General features: G+C 40.3%; 15 protein-coding genes. All 15 read right to left on the bottom strand.

The genetic code is table 11. The annotated features are described in order from the left end of the window. Positions 1-527 precede the first annotated feature (527 nt). Positions 528-1,955 carry an IS110 family RNA-guided transposase gene (locus T357_RS0113460; protein ID WP_197027351.1) on the bottom strand — a complete coding sequence of 476 codons (1,428 nt, stop codon included), beginning with the start codon at positions 1,953-1,955 and terminating at the stop codon, positions 528-530. A gap of 296 nt (positions 1,956-2,251) precedes the next feature. Then, entirely contained in the window at positions 2,252-3,127 is an 876-nt protein-coding gene (locus tag T357_RS0113455) for a hypothetical protein (RefSeq protein ID WP_031553624.1), read from the bottom strand. 13 nt (positions 3,128-3,140) lie between these two features. Continuing rightward, positions 3,141-4,145 (bottom strand): hypothetical protein, encoded by a 1,005-nt coding sequence (locus tag T357_RS21485; RefSeq protein ID WP_049962433.1) that lies wholly within the window; start codon positions 4,143-4,145, stop codon positions 3,141-3,143. A 40-nt stretch (positions 4,146-4,185) separates the two neighbouring features. Beyond that, a complete protein-coding gene (locus T357_RS0113445; protein WP_031553619.1) occupies positions 4,186-4,545 on the bottom strand; it encodes a hypothetical protein in 360 nt (119 codons plus the stop codon). A gap of 157 nt (positions 4,546-4,702) precedes the next feature. Then, positions 4,703-5,755 (bottom strand): 5-methylcytosine-specific restriction endonuclease system specificity protein McrC, encoded by a 1,053-nt coding sequence (mcrC, locus tag T357_RS0113440; RefSeq protein WP_031553617.1) that lies wholly within the window; start codon positions 5,753-5,755, stop codon positions 4,703-4,705. After that, positions 5,752-7,926 carry an AAA family ATPase gene (locus T357_RS0113435; protein WP_031553615.1) on the bottom strand — a complete coding sequence of 725 codons (2,175 nt, stop codon included), beginning with the start codon at positions 7,924-7,926 and terminating at the stop codon, positions 5,752-5,754. The genes mcrC and T357_RS0113435 overlap by 4 nt, the downstream gene beginning before the upstream one ends. Positions 7,927-8,820: 894 nt before the next feature. Continuing rightward, positions 8,821-9,486 carry a DUF4230 domain-containing protein gene (locus T357_RS0113420; RefSeq protein ID WP_049962432.1) on the bottom strand — a complete coding sequence of 222 codons (666 nt, stop codon included), beginning with the start codon at positions 9,484-9,486 and terminating at the stop codon, positions 8,821-8,823. A gap of 23 nt (positions 9,487-9,509) precedes the next feature. Continuing rightward, positions 9,510-10,088 (bottom strand): DUF4230 domain-containing protein, encoded by a 579-nt coding sequence (locus T357_RS0113415; RefSeq protein ID WP_031553608.1) that lies wholly within the window; start codon positions 10,086-10,088, stop codon positions 9,510-9,512. A gap of 208 nt (positions 10,089-10,296) precedes the next feature. Then, entirely contained in the window at positions 10,297-11,988 is a 1,692-nt protein-coding gene (locus tag T357_RS0113410) for a tetratricopeptide repeat protein (RefSeq protein ID WP_031553606.1), read from the bottom strand. Positions 11,989-12,240: 252 nt separating this feature from the next. Further along, the gene (locus tag T357_RS0113405) at positions 12,241-12,774 is read right to left on the bottom strand and encodes a GNAT family N-acetyltransferase (RefSeq protein WP_031553604.1); all 534 of its coding nucleotides are present in this window, start codon (positions 12,772-12,774) and stop codon (positions 12,241-12,243) included. 14 nt (positions 12,775-12,788) lie between these two features. Further along, positions 12,789-13,325, bottom strand: a complete 537-nt coding sequence (locus T357_RS0113400; protein WP_031553602.1) for a macro domain-containing protein — start codon at positions 13,323-13,325, stop codon at positions 12,789-12,791. Between the two features lie 90 nt (positions 13,326-13,415). Then, positions 13,416-15,299: an AMP-binding protein gene (locus tag T357_RS0113395; RefSeq protein WP_031553599.1), complete on the bottom strand. Its 1,884-nt coding sequence runs from the start codon at positions 15,297-15,299 to the stop codon at positions 13,416-13,418. A gap of 37 nt (positions 15,300-15,336) precedes the next feature. Further along, complete coding sequence (locus T357_RS0113390) at positions 15,337-17,055, bottom strand: cation:dicarboxylate symporter family transporter (protein WP_031553597.1); 1,719 nt, start codon at positions 17,053-17,055, stop codon at positions 15,337-15,339. Positions 17,056-17,434: 379 nt separating this feature from the next. Then, positions 17,435-18,088 carry a YoaK family protein gene (locus T357_RS0113380; RefSeq protein WP_031553593.1) on the bottom strand — a complete coding sequence of 218 codons (654 nt, stop codon included), beginning with the start codon at positions 18,086-18,088 and terminating at the stop codon, positions 17,435-17,437. A 103-nt stretch (positions 18,089-18,191) separates the two neighbouring features. Beyond that, complete coding sequence (locus tag T357_RS0113375; RefSeq protein ID WP_031553589.1) at positions 18,192-18,890, bottom strand: MgtC/SapB family protein; 699 nt, start codon at positions 18,888-18,890, stop codon at positions 18,192-18,194. Between the last annotated feature and the right edge of the window lie 161 nt (positions 18,891-19,051).

The raw sequence follows: 19,051 nt of genomic DNA, 5'->3' as shown, positions 1-19,051 counted from the left end.
CCTTCCTATAATTTCAAGCCCTAAAACATTGATTTTTCGGACTTTTTGATTCAAATAGCTACCTCAAAACAAGTGCTAAAGGTGCAGAACAGTCATTGTATCTTGTACTGAATAGCTGAAGATGGATACAGCAAATAAAACGTCCATTGTGTGTACGTTATTAAGGCTATAATTCCTCTGTTCAACTATGATGGTGAACCTTCCGTGCCTATAGGGATCAGTGTCCCAACTTCCTTCGTCCCACCTGCTCATACACCGAGTGCTAGCAAAGCTCTCTAACAGGGTCATGCCCTATGGTAAAAACCAACGCCAGCTACAGCTCTTGTTTTTGATTGATTCTACTGACCTACCATTAATCAAGGACTGATATACAGTGGACGCTATCCTTGTATTGGTTTATCGGTCTTGTTGGTGATGCAGTGCTTCAACACTCCATCATGGTTTCGGGTTTCTTTCCCAGAACCCGGCTCGATCTCAGTATTCTCCGGGATCCAGCAGGGTTCTGGAATCGTGATACTGTTTCGTTATTATGCTGCCTGTGTTTCCTGTTGAGCCGGCCTTACGATATCTGACAATAGTTTTTTCGGATCATATACCGTCCCCTTTGTCAGTATTGTGTAGATCACTCTCAGTATCTTGCAGGCAATCACTATCAACGATTGCATCTTCTTTAGCGGATTCTCCTTCCTTGTCGTGTAGTACACATGCAGTTCCTTGAATTCCTCCGCATGCGCAACTGCCGACTTGGCTGCCTGGAATAACCAGTATCTGAGTCGTTTGCGTCCTCTATGACTGATCTTGGTTTCTCCCTTATGTTTACCGGAACTGCATGCTACCAGTCCCAATCCGCTAAGTTTCTGTACTTCCTTTACGTCGTCGAATCTTGTTATGTCACCCATTTCGGCAAGAATGCCACATAAGGTGTTTTCTCCGACTCCCGATATCGCGAGTATATTTTCTGCGTGTGGAATCGTCATGCATTTCTGATTCAACTGTTTTTCAATGTCTGATAGTTTCTCATCAAGCTCAATGATATGCTCGACAAACCACTTAACAGACTGCCTGCTGGACTCGGATCCATCCTTAATTCCTACGCTATTTTTAGCGTATTCATATATGGATGTTGCATTTATATATCCTCGTCCACGAAGCTTGGCATCATGCCATATCTGGCGTATACCTTCTGTCCCCAGACTCACCAGTTCATCTGGAAATGGTGATACCTTCAGAACTTCCAAACAGAAAGCTCCGTCTATCTTTCCAAATGCGTCCTTATACTCCGGAAAGTAGATTTTCATTTCCCTGTGAAGACGATTCAGTGTCCTGATCCTGTCTTCATTCAACTGATCCCTGAACATCGAGAGGCGTCGTATTTCTGCATAAAGATTTTCCGGAAGATACGGCATACCGAAGTTCCCGTCTTTTACGAGGTTTGCTATCAGTTTAGGATCCTTCGTATCATCCTTAAGCTGGCTGTTGTCCTCCAATTCCTTGGTCTGCTTTACCGCATACGGATTCACCTGAACTACACTTATACCATTTGCAACTAACCATGTGGCAAGGCTGAACCAATAGTGTCCAGTAGGCTCAAGCCCTAATACAATCTGTGTTTTATCATGTGCAGCGGCTATCTTTGTTGCCCAATCCAGCATGCTGTGGAAACCTTCTGACGTATTGCTGAAAGGATAAGCGGACTTACTGAGTTCTCTGCCTCTGGCATCAATAGCTCTCACGTAATGTGTTTCGCTGCCTATATCGCATCCTAATATAAGCATGTCGTCCCTTATAAATGAGAGTTTTTCGTTCTTATCGAACTTGCCATTAGTTTCCAACTCATGCCAGGTGTATGCCTTCAGATTAGTCTTGAGTTCTTCAGCTTTTGCTATTATTTCCTGTTTTTCGAAAATGTTTATTGCAGAACCTTGATTTTTCTTTTTTGTGCCCTTAACATTCATTGTGTATACCTCTTGTATTATTTGGATTATTACCAACGTCCAGGTCAGTAACAATCTAAATTTACTTGAGGTATTTTTTTACGTCAATTTCTTGGCTTATTTAAATCATACAGGAAGCTCTCTTTGAACTATTCGGAAATTCCGAATAGTTGAATCCGCAGAAAGCTCACCATCTTTATATATCGTTTCTATATGGTCATTAATTGTATTTACTTTTACATCATATAAAGCTATTATATATCGTTAGTCATTAAATATCTTAAACAAACTTTCAATTCACCCATTCATGATTAAGTTCAATCTAAAAAGAACTCATCAACATCTTCCTCTGTACTGATTATCTCAGACTCTTTAACACCAGAATTTCTTGCCAGTTCAACAGAACCTGAAAACATCCTTTCAAACTCCGGAGAAAATGCTTTTTCAATCAACGTCTCAAAACGTTCTGTTTCTTTTTCAAGCGCTGCTAGATACTCTTTATACTGGCTCTCCAGAGCAGTATCCAACTGTTTCTGATTATCAAGACACTCCTGTAAAACAGCATTTTCCTTTTTATAAAGAGCCAGTCTGGCATATTCAAACCCAAAAGCTGTCACAGCTTCTGCAAGACGCTGATACTCTTCTCCCGCCACTTTTCCGATTGAAGAATAAAGTGTAGCAGACATCAGTTTTATCATGGCTTCAAGGCATAACCATAAGCATCTTTCTATATATTCCGGTTCCGTTATTTTTCCACGATTAAACTTGTCAGAACTGTCTCTGATTTCTTTTGCAAGCTTCTTTATGGCCTTGATCTTTTCCTTTGATGCCAGTTTTGTTATGCAAAGTACAGACACATCTATATAGTCCGCATAAAGCCTGAAAACCATTTCACTGTAATGCGCCCCATCCATAAGTATGCCGTATTTGCTGACATTTTTCAGAATATCTGCCCAGTCCTTCTCATCAAGATCTTTCAGTGAATGCTTCTGACAGAACTTGCCAAACAAGGATAATACAAGAACAGTACCTGCCTTTAATAACACCAGGTCCTTTCTTTCTGTCGAATTAGAAAGCGTCATAAGCATTTCCTGGAAACTTTCAAATGTTTCCATAGCCTGCTTGAGCTTTTCTCCACTTTTGGTCTTCAAAAAGTATTCTATTGCAATGTCTTTGATATCAACGGTACTCATTTAAATGTCCTTCTCAACTGATGGTCTTCTCAAACATTGCCGACAATGCCTTTGTATTGTTTACGAGAGCTCCTAATACCTGTTTATCTTCAGAAGTGAAGGAACTATAGTCACCACCATAAAACCTGAGACTCTTTTTATATAGTTCGTTTAGTTCAGATCTTATTTTACAGGTTTCAGAAAGTAGAGATTCTATTTTACCGTCCAGTTCCCGAACCGTTTCTGTGTTTTTCTTGACAGCCTCTATCTCACTACTTTTCTCTTTATTGAGCTTCATCTTATTATTTGCAAACAACATAATGGAAGTAAGAAGTGTTGCGCCCGCAATAGTCCAGCCTATAGGTCCCGCCATGGCAAGAAGTGCATTTCCGGCAGCCATTCCGCCACCACCGGCAGTTAATGCTCCACCACCAAGCCATGCCAATGCAGCATTAGACGCTGCAGCTCCCGACAGAGCACTTATTGCTGTTCCTGTTGAAGCAGTACCAAATGTTGTCGCAACCCACATAGCGGCTGTAGGTGCCATCATTGCGACCGCAGCACCTCCGGCAAGTCCGGCTCCGGCACCTCCTGCCGCACTTCTTGCAGCCTGTAATTCTCTCTCGGCAAATTCACAGGAATCCGTGAATTTTTCTCTGCATGTATCGATCTCCTGAAAATCTGCATCAAAAGTTTTTGGACGGTTAGCAATACTGTTCACAAGATTTTCCACGAAGCTAATCGTGTCTATTGACTGGGTTCTTTCAACATAAAGCCTAACGCCTTTGTCATTCATTAATGTAAATGCATCATTATATTCAATGATGGAACTCTGAAGCATCCGATCAAGCTCTGTAACTTTCTGTTCGATCTCCTCTTTAGTGGACATAGCTGCTTTTTTTATACTTCCGGCCTTTTCGCCTAAAAATGCTCCCGCATCTGCGGCTTTCTTTTTTAAAGTTTTAACATCTATTCCCTGCATCCCGCTAACAGCAGCTGATTTAAGTTTTTCAAAAGGATTTAACTTGTTATCTGCCATAATGTTCAAACCTCCGATAAACATGTATCATCATTTATGACTACATCTCAGTCTTTATCAAACCATTCCTCTCTCTTTCATTAAGAAATGCTTGTGCCTCAGAGTATTTATCAGGTATCTCTACATTTTTGATCTTTCCGTTTAAATAATCTGTTGCTGCATCTAGCTGGTCTTTAGGAATAATTCTGGTCTGTCCTTCATATTTTGAAGCAAAGAGTTCCTGTAGCTGTTCTTCGCTTAGATAGTCATCAACATATTCTTTTAAAGCTATTGGAGATTTTCCCTCTGCCTGTAATTTTTGGTTAATATCATGATAACCATCTGTTAAGGTTTTTAAATTTGCATCTTTTCTTTTTGATTGTGCTTCAGCGCCAGATACACCATCTTTATATGCCTTCATACTGGCATTTTCATTATATGATGTAGCTACATCTACTGAACCATCTACATTAAAGCTTTCTTTTATTCATAATAGACACCTTTTATATAAATAAACCATTTCGTAATAAGTACTGTTTATCGTCTACAGAGCCTGTATAAGTCAAATGGTTTACTACTTACATAGCCTTTACCAACAGATACTTCTCTGCTATCTCATCCAGTTGCTTTTTTATAGATTGGAAATCACTGCTTAGGTCTAGCGTTCTGACACATATACGGTTTCCCATCATCTGATATTCATTATTAAACTTGCCATCTTCCTCGGTTTGAGCATACAGTAACATTCCTGCCACCTTCTCATGCGGCACTTCTGTAAGTTCATTTTCTTTTGTTTTAACATAAGTGAAAATCTGGTACAGGTTGCCTGTAGGTATTGATACCTTACCAAACTGTTCACGCAGGTTCCGTTCGTAATATTTTGCATCAATGATGAGTGTGCGGTCGCCGCAGGTAAGAGTGATATCCGTTTTCATTTTTGGAAGAAGATCCCGGAAACCATCATCCACCTGCCAGTCCATCATGGATGCTGAGGCATTGATATTTAGATGCTTGTACTCCGTGTTGTAATATTCCAGGATGAACTTCTCATATAGGTGATACATCTGCTGATCATCCAGAAAATCCATCATCTTCGTTGAGCCATCCGATTTCGTCTGCAATAATCCCTTAATTACAAGATGGCATACAGAAACCAGCATCCTGTAACTTTGATTATTACGATTGAACCGCATTGACCAGTTAACTGTATGTATATCCAAGGTCTCTACTTCCCCAAAGAATATCAGTTGCTTTTTGATCTCCTTCTTCCTTGCAGGAGAGATCTTTGATTTAAGCAACAACTCCATCGTGGTTTTGATAATTCTGTTCATATAGGAATTGACTGAGAAATCATCATACGTGCAGATCAGCTGACCTTTGACTTTGCTAAGATCCTTTATCGATGCAGTTACGTCTATTTTTCCACGCGGCGAAGAAAGTGCCTCTGTTTCGGAAATGTATTCCTTTCCAAGGCCACGCTTTAACTGAAGCGAAACTCCTTTTGTCAGAATGGATGCGCATAGTTCCGCTACATTATGAAATTCTTCAGTCGCTATGCTTTTGTATCCCTGCTCATTTAGTACCCGGAAGGCATATGAGAGCATGTAATACACATTCTGAATAGGTATCACTTAATCGCACTCCTTAAATCATCGATCCATGTCTTAGCCTTTGCCGGTTCGTCAAACCAGTATTCCTTAAGCAATGGAGCAAGTTCAAATTCCACAATTCCTGATAAAGTCTGATCGGATGTTTCCTTCAGCTCGCAGAAATAGCTGTGACCTATGCAGAAGCCTTCTCCAAGAGAATCATCAGAGGCAATATCCGCATTAAGAGCTTCCACACGATCAATCAGCTTATTGAACTTCTCACTCTGAAGACCTTCCTGATATTGTCTAAAGCCTTTGGTGTTGAACCCTGGATCCATATCGAAAAATGCAAACCTTCTTCGAAGAGCATAGTCCATCATTGCAAGGCTTCTGTCAGCGGTATTCATCATCCCGATGATATAAACATTCTTGGGAACGGAAAACTTCTCATCTGCATATAGGAGTTTCAGCTCAATGCCTCGCTTATCGGATTCGATCAGCATGAACAGCTCACCGAAAATCTTGCTGAGATTCCCACGGTTGATCTCGTCTATGATAAAGAAATACGGAGTATCTTCACTGTCCACTTCAGCAGACTTACAGAAGTCGTAAAATGCTCCGTGTTTCAGTTCAAATCCGCCCTCCTGTGTCGGACGGAAGCCCATGATAAAATCTTCATAGGAATAACTCTGGTGAAATTGCACCATCATCACACGGGATGGATCTTTCACGCCCATTATGGAATAAGCAAGTCGTTTTGCAGCAAATGTCTTTCCGACACCCGGAGCTCCCTGCAGGATCACATTCTTTTTCTTTTCTACCAGGGCGACCAACGTATCATATTTGGTTTTATCCATATAGACTTCTTCAAGGAACATGTCTGCATCATAAGGCTTCAGATCCATTTCTATAGGTTCCGCAATATCGTTTTCGATCTCACTCTCAAATAGAGAATTTAATTTTTCTACATAGTCGGTATATGCTGTAATATCAGTAAGTGTCTTCATCACTGCTTGTCCCGGATGCTGCCACTCACCTTTATGTGTCCATTTCACCTGACGAATATTTTTGTAATGATTACGCTGAGGATCAAATTCATAATCGGAGGCAACCACACCGCGACCAATCATCTGATGCATACCCTTCTTTGCGAAGATAATATCTCCGGGTTTCATTTCATTTACAAACTGCCATGTTGCATGAGCATCGTTCTTAAAAGATCTGGATGGGTCAATCTTCTCCTGCATTGCCTGTCGCATCTCACTCTTGGTATTGTAAGCAGACAGATCACCGATAGCGTCCCAGCCAATTCCCATTATCCCAGTGGAATAGAACTCATCCCAGTACATAGCACCGTCACCAGGGGCATATATCCAATAATGAATTGTTTCAACACCCTCATCAGCGATTGCAGCACCTTTGTTTTCTCTTTGTGCTTCAACTTTTTTAGCAGTTGCCTGTTCCTGATTGACCTGTTCTGAATACCTCCATGCCGCATAGCTCAGTTCCTTAAAGTCTTTCAGTTGGCTGTTATCACTTTGCAGATACGCACGCAGTTTTTCAACAATATCAAAATACTTATCAGACGGAATTTTTGCCTCGATTTCAGGAAGCGTTTTCACAATATCTTCCGGGATTTTTCCGGATTCATATATATACCATGAATTCCGCTGATCCAGATTCAAAAGAGCATTCGGAGCAATCCAGTATAATCCCATAGTAATCTTACTGTTTCCATTGCCCTTTTTGTTTATACACAAGTCAAAATACTTTGATACTTTAGCAATTGTCTCGGGTGAAGGATCTTTTGCATAAGCCAACGCTGAATCAAACAGTTCCCAAAGATCCTGAATATCATCATCCCCACGATCCGGAATAAAATAATAGAAGGTTGCATTCTGAGGATTCAGCACAGGAATACTATCAAAAGCTGTCGGAACTGGAGCTTTCACATCAAAAAGCTCCGCTATTGCCTTCAAAATAGAAAGACGATTCGTATCTGTCAGCTTCTTATTGAACAATCCAAAGAACGTGAACGGATCGATATCTATAATCTGGTTGTCTTTCTCTAACGTGGGAAGATTGATGCCAGTTAACTCGTAAATCTTACGCACATTCTTGATCAGTGCTTCTCTGTTATCTTTATACTGTAATAATTTGCCGGATAGTTCTTTGTAAAAATCCACCCAGTCAAATTGATTTACTTCACTCATAGCGCACCTCCTGTGTTACTATCTTTTGTCACCGGGATCCGGTGCAATTATTTTGAAATAGGGCCACATACTGTGTTTCGATGCAATCCACCATCAATGCATATTCTCGTCTAATATATCGGCTCAAACACAACCAACATCAGCTCAAAGCGGTTTGAATAATAATGATTAATTGCACAATTAAAGTGAATGTTTTTGAGCCGGATATCACTTTTCTTTCTTTTCTACCTTTTTATACATCCAAGCTAAGCTTTCTTCTTCGCTAACGCAGTGAAGCTATAATACTCTGAAATGATACACTAAAAGAAGTACCGTGTATCGTAAAAGAAATATTACATTCGAAACTCTTTTGAAGTGATACACGGTACATGATTCTATTGATCTTGATTATAACGTTTCTGATGGTTTGAAATGACTATATTTATCTTAAGTGACATTTCAAAACTAAGAATTATCCAATAGATTATTCCTCCAATAATGTAGCACAAAAAATCTATTGGATCTGAAATAGAATCTGGCTTAACTGAAGGTATTATTAATTCCCATATAATTGCACATATTATGCTAACAATAAATATCCCCAAAAAACTGTTAATTTCTTGGTTTATAATTATAAGTAGTATTTCTATGTATGGTAAGACAATGAGTAAACATATTAAATCATCTAGATAATATTTACAAAATATCCAAGCAGTGCCTTCTACTAGATTTGTTATACATGTTTTATTTAAAATATATATGATCAAAAATAAAATCATACATATCCAATTCGCTTTGCGTTTTTTTATTGATGTTTTTATAATTTCTAGATTCATCCAAAAAAACCAACTATTAAAACACCCATAATAATCATTGCTATTACTAAGGCTATAGTTATAAAAGGATTTCCATTTTTCATAGTTTATTTTCCTCCGCTTTTTCTTCCCAGATGATATTATATTGATAACCTGTTATTTCACCTATGCTTGTAACATATTGCTTAATTAGTTCTTTAGCGTTACTTCTTGCTTGGGTTAGAATGGTTTTATCTGTTTCAGCTTCTATACGCATATTTTGTTGTGCTTCAGAAAAAGCCTGTGCTTTATCTTCTACACTTATTTCTGTGAACATGCCTGTCTCAGATAGAGTTTCTACTAAGCTATCTTGATCTGCTGTGACATTAAATATTTTCGCCTCAGGAATATATATTTTAATGTTACCTGATTCATCAGGAGTACTGATTTTTACGTCACCAGCTTCTATCCCTACTTCAACGATACCGCTATACTCTATCCATATTTTTTTATAGCCATATTTGAATAGTCCATGTTTGAACATATCATCAGGTTGTTTTTCAAATTCTGCTACATTATGATAATAGCAACGTAATGTTGCCATTTCACATATTTCAGAGATTTCTGATGATTTTAAAATTTCATCATTCTTAACAGTATCTTTGCTGATTTTAGGGATTAACCTTACATATAATATTAGTCCTATAATAATTATTATCAAAAACATTATAAATACGTTTTCGATTAAATTTATATATGTATTATTTTGATTATTATTTGCATGCATAGTCGACCTCGATTATATCTCGCCTATCCCCACTGTATGGTATATCCAGTTGTTTCTAATAATGGATACAGTAATGCCCGTATTGTTTGTTTTAAATTTTCTTCCGCAGCATTTTTAAGATCTTTTGATTTATTGGCTTCATCTAGAGAATCTTTTTCGCATGCAGCAATAGCTGCTTTTAAATCTACTTTTGAGTCACTAGGAATAAATGATAAAGAGTTCTGATCAATGATATAGGAACTAAATTGTATTTCTGGCAAAGTGACAGTGATGATTTTGTCAGCATCATTAATGTTAAAAGCAATATCTTTCATATCAATTCCAGCTTTTACTTCAGCATTATACTTGACATTACATTTAACCTTTTCATTTTCGTATAGTTGAGCTATACCATTATATTTATATTTCGCAGTGGATAATTTCGAGATATTAACTGCATCCTCCAACATAGAACTTGTAATAATTACTGGTTCATTTTTGGGCATAATAAAATTATTATAAATATCCGGTCCCCAAAAGTTAATAAGTGTAATTAGAACTATAAATAACATGATAAGTATAATCGATTTAGTAATAACCGAATAATTTCTTTTATAACTCATAGGTCTCGTTATTCTCCAAGTACATAATCCATGAAATGGTACACATTACCAATATGATAAGCAGAGAGTAAATTTTTACAGTATATACTCTCGATAATCATATCGGCTCAAACACAATCAACATCAGCTTAATGCTGCTTGAATAATAAGAATAAATTACGCAATTAAAGTGAATATTTTCGTGTTGGATAGTACTCTTCTTTCCTCCTCACAACCTTCCTATCCCTCTCCTCGCCACATTCTTCCTCCCCGGTGCCGTAAAGCTATAGTACTCCGTCCAAATCTCCCCTACCATCTCATCATAAAGATAGAAGCTTGTCTTCTTCTCACTCCAGTCATACTCCACGCTGTCAAATACAATCTCCGACTCTCCATTGAAGATCTCATACCTCGCCTCCGGAGCTGTCTTGATCCTTATACTCTTCCTAAGCTCACAGTAATCCGCCCGTGGCACGGTGATGAGCATCTGCGGCACTGCTTCTTCATCTCTTCTCTTAAGCGGTGTTGCATCCAGCGCGAGAACTCCGTTACTAAGCTCTTTTATAGTAAGGCGGCATCTTCTGTGCTTGATAAGTGTCCACTTTGTCCAGCCCGGAGAGTAGAACTTCACAGTCCGTCCTTTATCGACGATCTCCTTCCTGGTCTCCTCCAGAGCCTTCTGAATGTTGTTAAAGACCACGGTATCCCCATAAAAGTTCAGGTCTAGCCTCTTCCGGATGGCATAGTCTGCCTGCAAATAGTAGAAGTAAGCGGCCTCAGCATTAGACTCAACGCCGATGCCGTCTCTGTAGACATTGCCCATACGGAGGGCTGCATCGGCAAATTTACAGTCGTCACCCTTCATGAAGCGCTTGAGGTTCTGCTTGTAAACCTTCCAGTACAGATGATTTGCGGAATACTCGTCCTTGACCACTCCGTAGCCGTGAGCCAGCATATCGGCAAGCTTGTAGGTGCTCTCAAAGTAGGAGTAGGCGTGACCCACGCTGAAATACATGAACGCCTTGTCGTACTCCGGCACGCCGCTGGTGCACCTTCCGTAGTAGTAGATGTAACCGAGGGTATTGGCAGCCGAAGCATCACCGGTCATCTGATAATATTCCTCGAAGGCATCCCTCGCCTTAAGCCAGTCATTAGGGTAGATCTTCGTTCCGCAGTAATAGCAGTAGCCTCTCCGCTGGATGGAGCCGGGATCCTTCTTCACATCACACCAGTAATCGAGGCATTCCTTGAACAGCTTCTGAGTGGCCTCGGACTGTTTGTCGATATTATCATCATTGTACTGGGTAGTGATTTCATGCTTGATGAAATCGGAATACTCCTTCCCGCCGGATTCCACCCAGGTTCCCAGGATATCTTTAAAGAAATTAAGTTCATCCTCACAAATATCGTCAGGTTCACTTTCGGACAGTTCCCAATGAAGCTCATCCATCGCATCAAAGACATAGGCCAGGATGTTCTTCTCCGTCACCTCATCAACAACCCATCTCCGCATATCTTCAGGGAAGTGCATATTCTCCACCAGCAGCATGATGGTATCGATCCAGCGGAAGACCTCCTCCACAGTCTTTCCGGTATAATGCTTAACTCCGGCATATAAGTCCTCCGTACTGATCCTGTACTCTTCAGAATCCTTTTTTGCCCTGTCATCGATCAGATTGGTTCCATTAGAAATCTCAGCAAGGCTAATGTCTCCACGCACGAATGCCCCGAACTCTGATGTCTTTATCTTCGGCAGCTCAACCACCTTCAGTTCACTCTCTTTAAAGGTCAGATCTTCGGGATGTATAAGTGATTTGTCGCAGAACGAAACGATAACATTGGACCTCTTCCGGCTGATTACTTCACCTACACGTCCGGTTTTTATGACTTCAACATAGCTTCCATCTTGAATATGTTCCATGACTGCCTCTCTTCTGTAAAATTTAACTTTTCTTCTGTTTCGATATCTTAATTTTACTCGTGTGAAAGGCAAAAAATTGCACCACCGGGATGAGTTTATAATCATTTAATAATTACAAAAAATACCGTCAGAACCGGAGAAATTCCGGCTCTGACGGCTAAAGTTAAACGTTCACGTTGATAGGCACCTATGGTCCTGTAATATGGTTGGTCATTGACTTATTTGTTATATTAATTTTTCCGTGGAACCCGGTTACAGAATCCACTTATCTGTCGGAGTCAGACCGCCGAAGCCCCAGTCTTCATCGGAATTTTTTACTACCGGAGTAAAGCCGAGTTTTTCGAGAACACGGGCTGATCTGTTGTTTTCCGGAAGGGTGCTTGCCTGGATTATCTCTATGTTTGTTTGCGTCTCCAGATAGTCTATCATCGCTTTAACTGCCCTGGTACCGATGCCCCTGCCCCAATACTTCTCGGACAGTCTGAAACCGATACTTACCTTATGGATCCTGTCTGAGAATCCATAGAATTCTGCAATTCCTGCGAACTTATCGTCGACATATATTCCAAGTATCAGGGAGCTTTCCAGGCATTCATCATACAGATGGTCTATAACATAAGTCACATCATCATATTTTTTCTCAAATAAAAATGTAGGTTCATATTCATACACAGCTGAAGAGGAAACAAAGTCTTTGAGATCTTCGGCATCTTTCTGTGTTATCCTGTCAAGTACGATCCCGTCATTCTCGATTCTGGGAATTATCGGAAAAAGGTTTTTGATCAATTCACTGGTCCCCCTTAAACCATGGCTGTAATTGCAGCTTCATAGGTTTTAAAGGTCTGCTCGTCGAAGAGGATCCAGGTGATGCTTTCCAATGCTCCTGCATTTTCATCCACAAATTTTTTTGCTGTGTTTATCGCAGTTTCAGATGCCAGATCCAAAGGGAAATGATAGACACCGGTACCAAGAGAAGGAAGCCCTATGTTTTTTACTTTATTTTCGGCAGCTAATGTTAATATGCTTTTATAGCATGAAGAAAGGAGTTTAACTTCATCATGCATACCGTCCTGCCATTTGGGAGCTGCGGTGTGAATGATAAAATCAGCATTGGCATTATAAGCACCGGTTATCCTGGCTTCACCGGTTTTACAACCACCCAGTTTTTTGACTTCCTGAAGAAGTTCCGGTCCGGCAATGGAATGAATGGCTTTACAAACACCGCTATCCAGATACAGGCTCTCGTCAGCGCCTATAACCAATACATCCAAACCCTCTGTTTTTGTTATATCACCCTGTACGGCACATATTTTGGTACCTTTATAATCTTTTTCCATTATATCCTCCTCGGCTATAAACGCCGTTTTTGAAGCCTTAATATCTGATACACAGATGCACATCAGATCGGCTCCGTTTTTTTATCGCTTTCAGACTTCTGCAGCTTTCTGAGCGTCTTTCTTCAAAGTAACAGCATCTACTTTTCCGTTAGCAAGAGTGGGCAGCTTGTCGTATATCATAAATCTTCTGGGAATCTGGTAATCGGACAAACGGTTCTTTAAAAATGCAACAAGTTCTGCTTCATTGTATTCAGGCTGACCCTGAGAATTTTTCTTGAGGCTGATGCATGCCACGGCAACTTCCCCGTCCTTTTCATCGGCTATACCTACTACTTTGACATCAGAAACAGGTGCATATTCCGCAATCACACTACCCACAGCATTTGGTTCTATGGTTTTTCCGTTACAGTGGATCAGCTCTTTCATTCTGCCTGAGATATGAAGATATCCATCAGAATCGAAGAATCCGAAGTCACCGGTCCGTATGCGTCCTTTGTCATCCAGAGCCTGTGATTCTGCCGGCAGTTTATAGTAGGCTGTCATTGCGCTGTCGCCATGGACAACGATTTCACCGCGGTTATCTTTTCCCGGAGGGAGAGGCATGCCTGTATGAAAATCCAGGATCTCGACATTAACTCCATCAGCAACTTTTCCTACACTGAGGCAGATATGTTCAACACTGTCTCCGTAAAGAGTCGCAGTTATCGGTGACAGTTCGCTCATGCCGTAGGAAGAGATAAAATGATTTCCGGGCATTTTTTCCATAAGCATACGCATTTGTGTTTCCGTTGCCGGAGCACCTGTAAGTATAGAGCATCGAAGGCTTGCTACTTTGTCTTCCGAAAATGAAGGATCATTTACCATTGATATGATGGTTCCCGGTATCGCATTCATGATGGTACACTTTTGCTTTTCTATAAAAGAAAGAAGTGTTCCGGTTTCGAAATTTTCAGGGATATGAATGCTGGCTCCTGAATAAAGAGCAGCCAGGAAACCCCGGATCAAACCTGTTGTGTGGAAAAGGGGAACATTCATGCATATCCTGTCATTCTCGGATAAATGCATGAATTCAACATTACATTTTGCCGAATGAAGTATTCCTGCCGAAGACAAAAGTACAGCCTTTGGTTTACCGGTAGAACCTGAAGTGAACAGCATACAGCAGTTATCTTCTGCCTCCTGTTTACCTTTGAATTGATCCTGAAGAGGTTCAAACTCTGCATCACGTAAGCTGAAGTCTACATTTTTTCCTATCTCAATTACCTGATGTATCTTGGAGTCATTAGCCATGACTGCTTTTTTGAATTCATCTATGGTTCCGGCGTTCTGTACATCACCTATAAGAAGGTGGGTGATATCACCGATGTCGGAAAGCTGGATAAGGTCATCGATGGTATATTGAAAATTGAGGGGCATAGCTATAGCGCCCAGCATCTGTGCTGCGAGGAACGAGATCACCCAGTTAACACTGTTGCCACTGTATATGCCTATATGAGTTCCCTTGTGTACTCCATTTCTAAATAAATCTGCCGCAAGTATATGGGCGTAATGATTTATATCCTCATAGGTATATATACGGTGGTCTGTAACTACAAATGGTTTCTGAGGAGCGGTACTGACTTTAAGCAGGAACAAGTCTTTAACCGAAAGGGTTTCCGGAGATTCTTCCAAAGAACCTTCCTGAATATTTACCATTTTGTCAAAACCGGTCTCTATGAATATTTCAAGAACATCCTCATTACATCCCACAACGGTGAGATCACCTCCGTCCTTCATATGTTTTTTCAGACGAAGTATTTCCCTTAGGCCAAAGGATGAAATATATGAGACTTTAGAAAAGTCCAATACTACCTTTTTTGTATCTTTCGGTATGCGGTCAATGACCTGGGACAGGTCGCCCACTGTTGTCGAGCTTAGTTTTCCTGTTATATACAAATATATAGTTCCTGAATCATATCTTGTCGTAATATCCATTTTGAAACCTTCCTTATATGTGAGCTATGGTATGCAGTTAATGGACCATTGAAAGCTGATGAACCGGGTCATTACTTCCTGATGTACTGTGATTATACTTCTCCATGTCCAGAGCACCTTCCTGTTTTGCAACAATTGTGCTTACTGCCACATCTCCGAGACAATTGGACATACACCTGAACATACCCAGGAGTGAATCGATTCCCATAACAAGTCCTATGGCCTCAAGAGGAACTCCCATCTGCTCAAGAAGAACAGAAAGGCAGATCAGTCCTGCACCTGCAACACCCGGAGCACCCATTGATAAAACTATAATGGAGATACTCATAGAAAAAAGAGTGGCGCCTGTAACAGGAATTCCATAGGTCTTTGCCAGGGCAAGTGCAAAAACTCCGAGATGTATACAGGTTCCGTCCATATTGAGTGTTGCACCCAATGGGATAGAAAGGCTATAGATCTTCTTTGATATTCCAAGGTTTTCACAGGCATCCATATTGACAGGAATTGAAGCATTGCTGGATGCCATGGAAAATACCTGAAGCATCGTGGGTACATATTTTCTTACAAAATGGAGTGGATTTATCCTTCCTATCACAAGTATAAGAAGACAGTATATTGACATCATGCATGCCAGACCAAACAGGAAGGTTCCAAACATTCCGAGAACAGAAATGATAGTCTTGACACCTGTTGTGATCATCATGGATGTGATTGAACAAAAAACCGCAAAAGGCATGAATCCGATGATGATAGTCGTTATCTTTAAAAAGAGGTCATTGCCTGCCTCAAAAAGATCCTTAACCATATCAGAATATTTTCCTATCATTCCTGTTGCTATACCACAGATCACAGCAAGGAAAATGAGCTGAAGCATATTGGATTCAAGGAATGGCTTCACAAAGTTTGAAGGTACAATGCCTACAATTACATCCTTTATGGACACTTCCATTGATTTTGAGGTAATGGAACTCACATCCACAGTTCCCAATGCATTCATAGGATTTCCCGGCTGGAACAGATAAAAGGCTGAAAAACCAACTGCAACTGCGATCAAAGTTGTGAAGAGATACATGAGTATGATACGTCCTCCAACTCGCCCCAGCTCTGATGGATCCGAAAAACGTACGATGCAGGAGACAATCGAGAAAAATACCACGGGAGCTACCACAGCTTTCAGTGCGTTCATATATACGGTCTTGACCGGCACCAGAAGGTAGGTATTCAGAAGGGTATTAAAGCCTTCCATATTGATTGACGACAGAAGCAATCCCACAAGAATCGCAAGAAGCATCGCTCCGACAGTATGATACAAAAAGGTTCTTTCAGAGCGTATTGCAACTATTTTTACAAAGTTGCATCCCCCTGTATGTTTATATTTTACTTCCTTTGCAAAAGAGTGAGCAATGATACCGTGAAGACGCTGCATCATATCCTCTTCTGTAGGATCATCAGGATTGTAATCACTCCATGAAAAATCCGACTCTGCCGGTGCAAATCTGAACTCCTGACCATTGCATCGTATTTCCATAGTGACAGTCTTCAGGAACATCCTGACGGAAAGTGTTATTTTAGCACCCTGATCCGCATGAGCAGCCATCTCTGACAAGGTTTCTTCCGCAACCAGCTCAGCCTTGTTTATATCAGCGGGTTTTAACCCGCAACCATTTAACATTTCTCTGATTGCATCCATGCCTTCTGCTATAGCTTCAGGGGTCGTATCTATAACAGTTTTTTTCAAAACATACCAAGGGTTCATGATATTTCATTCTCCTTCTGTTAAACAAATAAACACAATGGTCTAAAAACACTTAAATCAGGCAAAAAAATCGCTTGATTTCACCGTTGTAAGCGTTTTCATCAGTGAGAATAACACATTCATTCGGGCATTTCAATACATAATTCTTTTGCTAAAATCATGCTGTTTAAGGTTCAGCCGGTGAGAAATCTGTATGGAACTTCTTAGAAACACCGTGATTTATAACCTTGACAGAGCTTTTTCCGTAAAAAGAAGCAATGGTCTGTCCATATCCGCTTTGAAGTTCACCATTAAAAAAGAAGTAATCATCTGCTCTCGAACTGAACAGCAATTACTTCTTTTTTCCCTGTCTTATTATTATGGTTCCGAGTACTATAAACTATTCCCTTATCATGATCAGAATGTCTATTAGTAAGAGCAGCACAGAGAACCAAATCGTGTATATACCCCATATCCCGGATATCAGTCCTCCCAGTCCTGCTCCGATTGCAAAAAAGAATATTATCCCATAATAATACGATGTCTTGCGAATATCTTTTTGTTCCCTGCTTCTGAGATAACGGGACAGACTTTCGGTTCCGCTTCGGATGTTTCCTATACACATGGTACTTGCATATCCAAAACCTTGAACCTTTCTAAAAGATTGTACCTGCATGGCACAAGATAATGAAACCATAATATTCGCAATCATGTTGGACTCTTGCGGTAAAAAACCAACAATTCCGAGCAGAATGATTTCTACTGTGAGTATAACCTGCCTCCAATGAACCTTTTCTGCATTTTTCAGTCTGTGTTCTATCTGTTCAGACAGTATTATTCCTAGAGCAAATGCTACAATGGGAATCAGATACTTTAGACCTGTTTTTACATTACCCATCATAAAACTCTGGCTCATCAAAACAACATTTCCTGTTTGGGCATTAGCAAAAACATTTCCCCGGACATTGTAAGTATATGCATCCTGTAATCCTCCGGAAAGAGATAATATTGCACTTAAGATAAAACTTTCCGAAGTCTGTTTATTTCCGCTCATTACCACAATTCCTTCTATTTTTGTCCATAAATTTCGCTAATAGTACCAGGATCAATAGCATTTCTCCAGCATTGGTATGTCAACAATTGCATCTTCAGGTGCTTCACACCTCTTCCACGTAGTTTATATAATCAAGATTCCTGAACAGTGTAAGGACATCCGTATGGGAGCGCTTTTTGTCAAGATCCATGTCTATAATCAGGGCGGTGTCCGAATCCATGATAGTCTTTTCCTTGCTCTTAGTCATGCTTCTTATTTTAAAACCCTCCCCATGAATCATGCGGGTAAGAGTGTTGACACCTTTGTCCTTGTTGATCTCGATGTAGATTCTCATGTATTGGCTGTACTCTTCAACCTTGTTGCTGACATGCAACAGTACAATGTTTGCAAAAGCCACAAGGAGGAAGCTGCAGATTCCGACTGTCAGGTACCCTGCACCTATGGCCATGCCCATGCAGGAGGTAACCCAAAGAGTGGCAGCGGTAGAGAGTCCTTTTATTTGATTTCTTCCTGTTACAAGTATGTTTCCGGCTCCGAGAAAACCTATGCCGCTCACTACACCTGCAGGAATACGGCTTACATCTGCATTAAATCCCGGAAGTGCTGAAAGGTACAGGTTAAGGGCTGTAGCTGCCGCTGATCCAAGACTTACCAGTGCAAAGGTCTTGATACCGGCACTTTGATGCTTGGCAATTCTCTCCCAGCCCACCAGACTGCCGAGAACCATAGCAAGCACGAGTCTTATGACTATGGCGGTATAGTTGCTTCCGGTTATAAATAAATCAAAATCAGTAATTCTCATATATTAACCTCACTTATCTTACATTACTTTACACACGGCTTCCACTCATTCCTCTGTTTGTTTAAAATATCTCGTTCTGTCTGCTGATTCTTTATTTATCTTTTCATATACTGAAATGCGGCCTGTGTTCCAAATACTGTTGACTTGAAATTGGCTGCTAC

This window comes from Oribacterium sp. FC2011, from assembly GCF_000701645.1.
Classification (GTDB): Bacteria; Bacillota; Clostridia; order Lachnospirales; family Lachnospiraceae; genus Oribacterium.
Note: the sequence above shows the minus strand (reverse complement) of the source record. Positions and strands in the feature narration are given on the sequence as shown.

Bases quoted from the DNA above. Each gene is read 5' to 3' on its own strand.
- T357_RS21485 (WP_049962433.1), bottom strand. From the start codon at position 4,145: ATGGCAGATAACAAGTTAAATCCTTTTGAAAAACTTAAATCAGCTGCT.
- T357_RS0113380 (WP_031553593.1), bottom strand. From the start codon at position 18,088: ATGAGCGGAAATAAACAGACTTCGGAAAGTTTTATCTTAAGTGCAATA.
- T357_RS0113375 (WP_031553589.1), bottom strand. From the start codon at position 18,890: ATGAGAATTACTGATTTTGATTTATTTATAACCGGAAGCAACTATACC.
- T357_RS0113390 (WP_031553597.1), bottom strand. From the start codon at position 17,055: ATGAACCCTTGGTATGTTTTGAAAAAAACTGTTATAGATACGACCCCT.
- T357_RS0113420 (WP_049962432.1), bottom strand. From the start codon at position 9,486: ATGCATGCAAATAATAATCAAAATAATACATATATAAATTTAATCGAA.
- T357_RS0113415 (WP_031553608.1), bottom strand. From the start codon at position 10,088: ATGAGTTATAAAAGAAATTATTCGGTTATTACTAAATCGATTATACTT.
- T357_RS0113400 (WP_031553602.1), bottom strand. From the start codon at position 13,325: ATGGAAAAAGATTATAAAGGTACCAAAATATGTGCCGTACAGGGTGAT.
- T357_RS0113455 (WP_031553624.1), bottom strand. From the start codon at position 3,127: ATGAGTACCGTTGATATCAAAGACATTGCAATAGAATACTTTTTGAAG.
- T357_RS0113410 (WP_031553606.1), bottom strand. From the start codon at position 11,988: ATGGAACATATTCAAGATGGAAGCTATGTTGAAGTCATAAAAACCGGA.
- T357_RS0113395 (WP_031553599.1), bottom strand. From the start codon at position 15,299: ATGGATATTACGACAAGATATGATTCAGGAACTATATATTTGTATATA.
- T357_RS0113435 (WP_031553615.1), bottom strand. From the start codon at position 7,926: ATGAGTGAAGTAAATCAATTTGACTGGGTGGATTTTTACAAAGAACTA.
- T357_RS0113445 (WP_031553619.1), bottom strand. From the start codon at position 4,545: ATGAAGGCATATAAAGATGGTGTATCTGGCGCTGAAGCACAATCAAAA.
- T357_RS0113460 (WP_197027351.1), bottom strand. From the start codon at position 1,955: ATGAATGTTAAGGGCACAAAAAAGAAAAATCAAGGTTCTGCAATAAAC.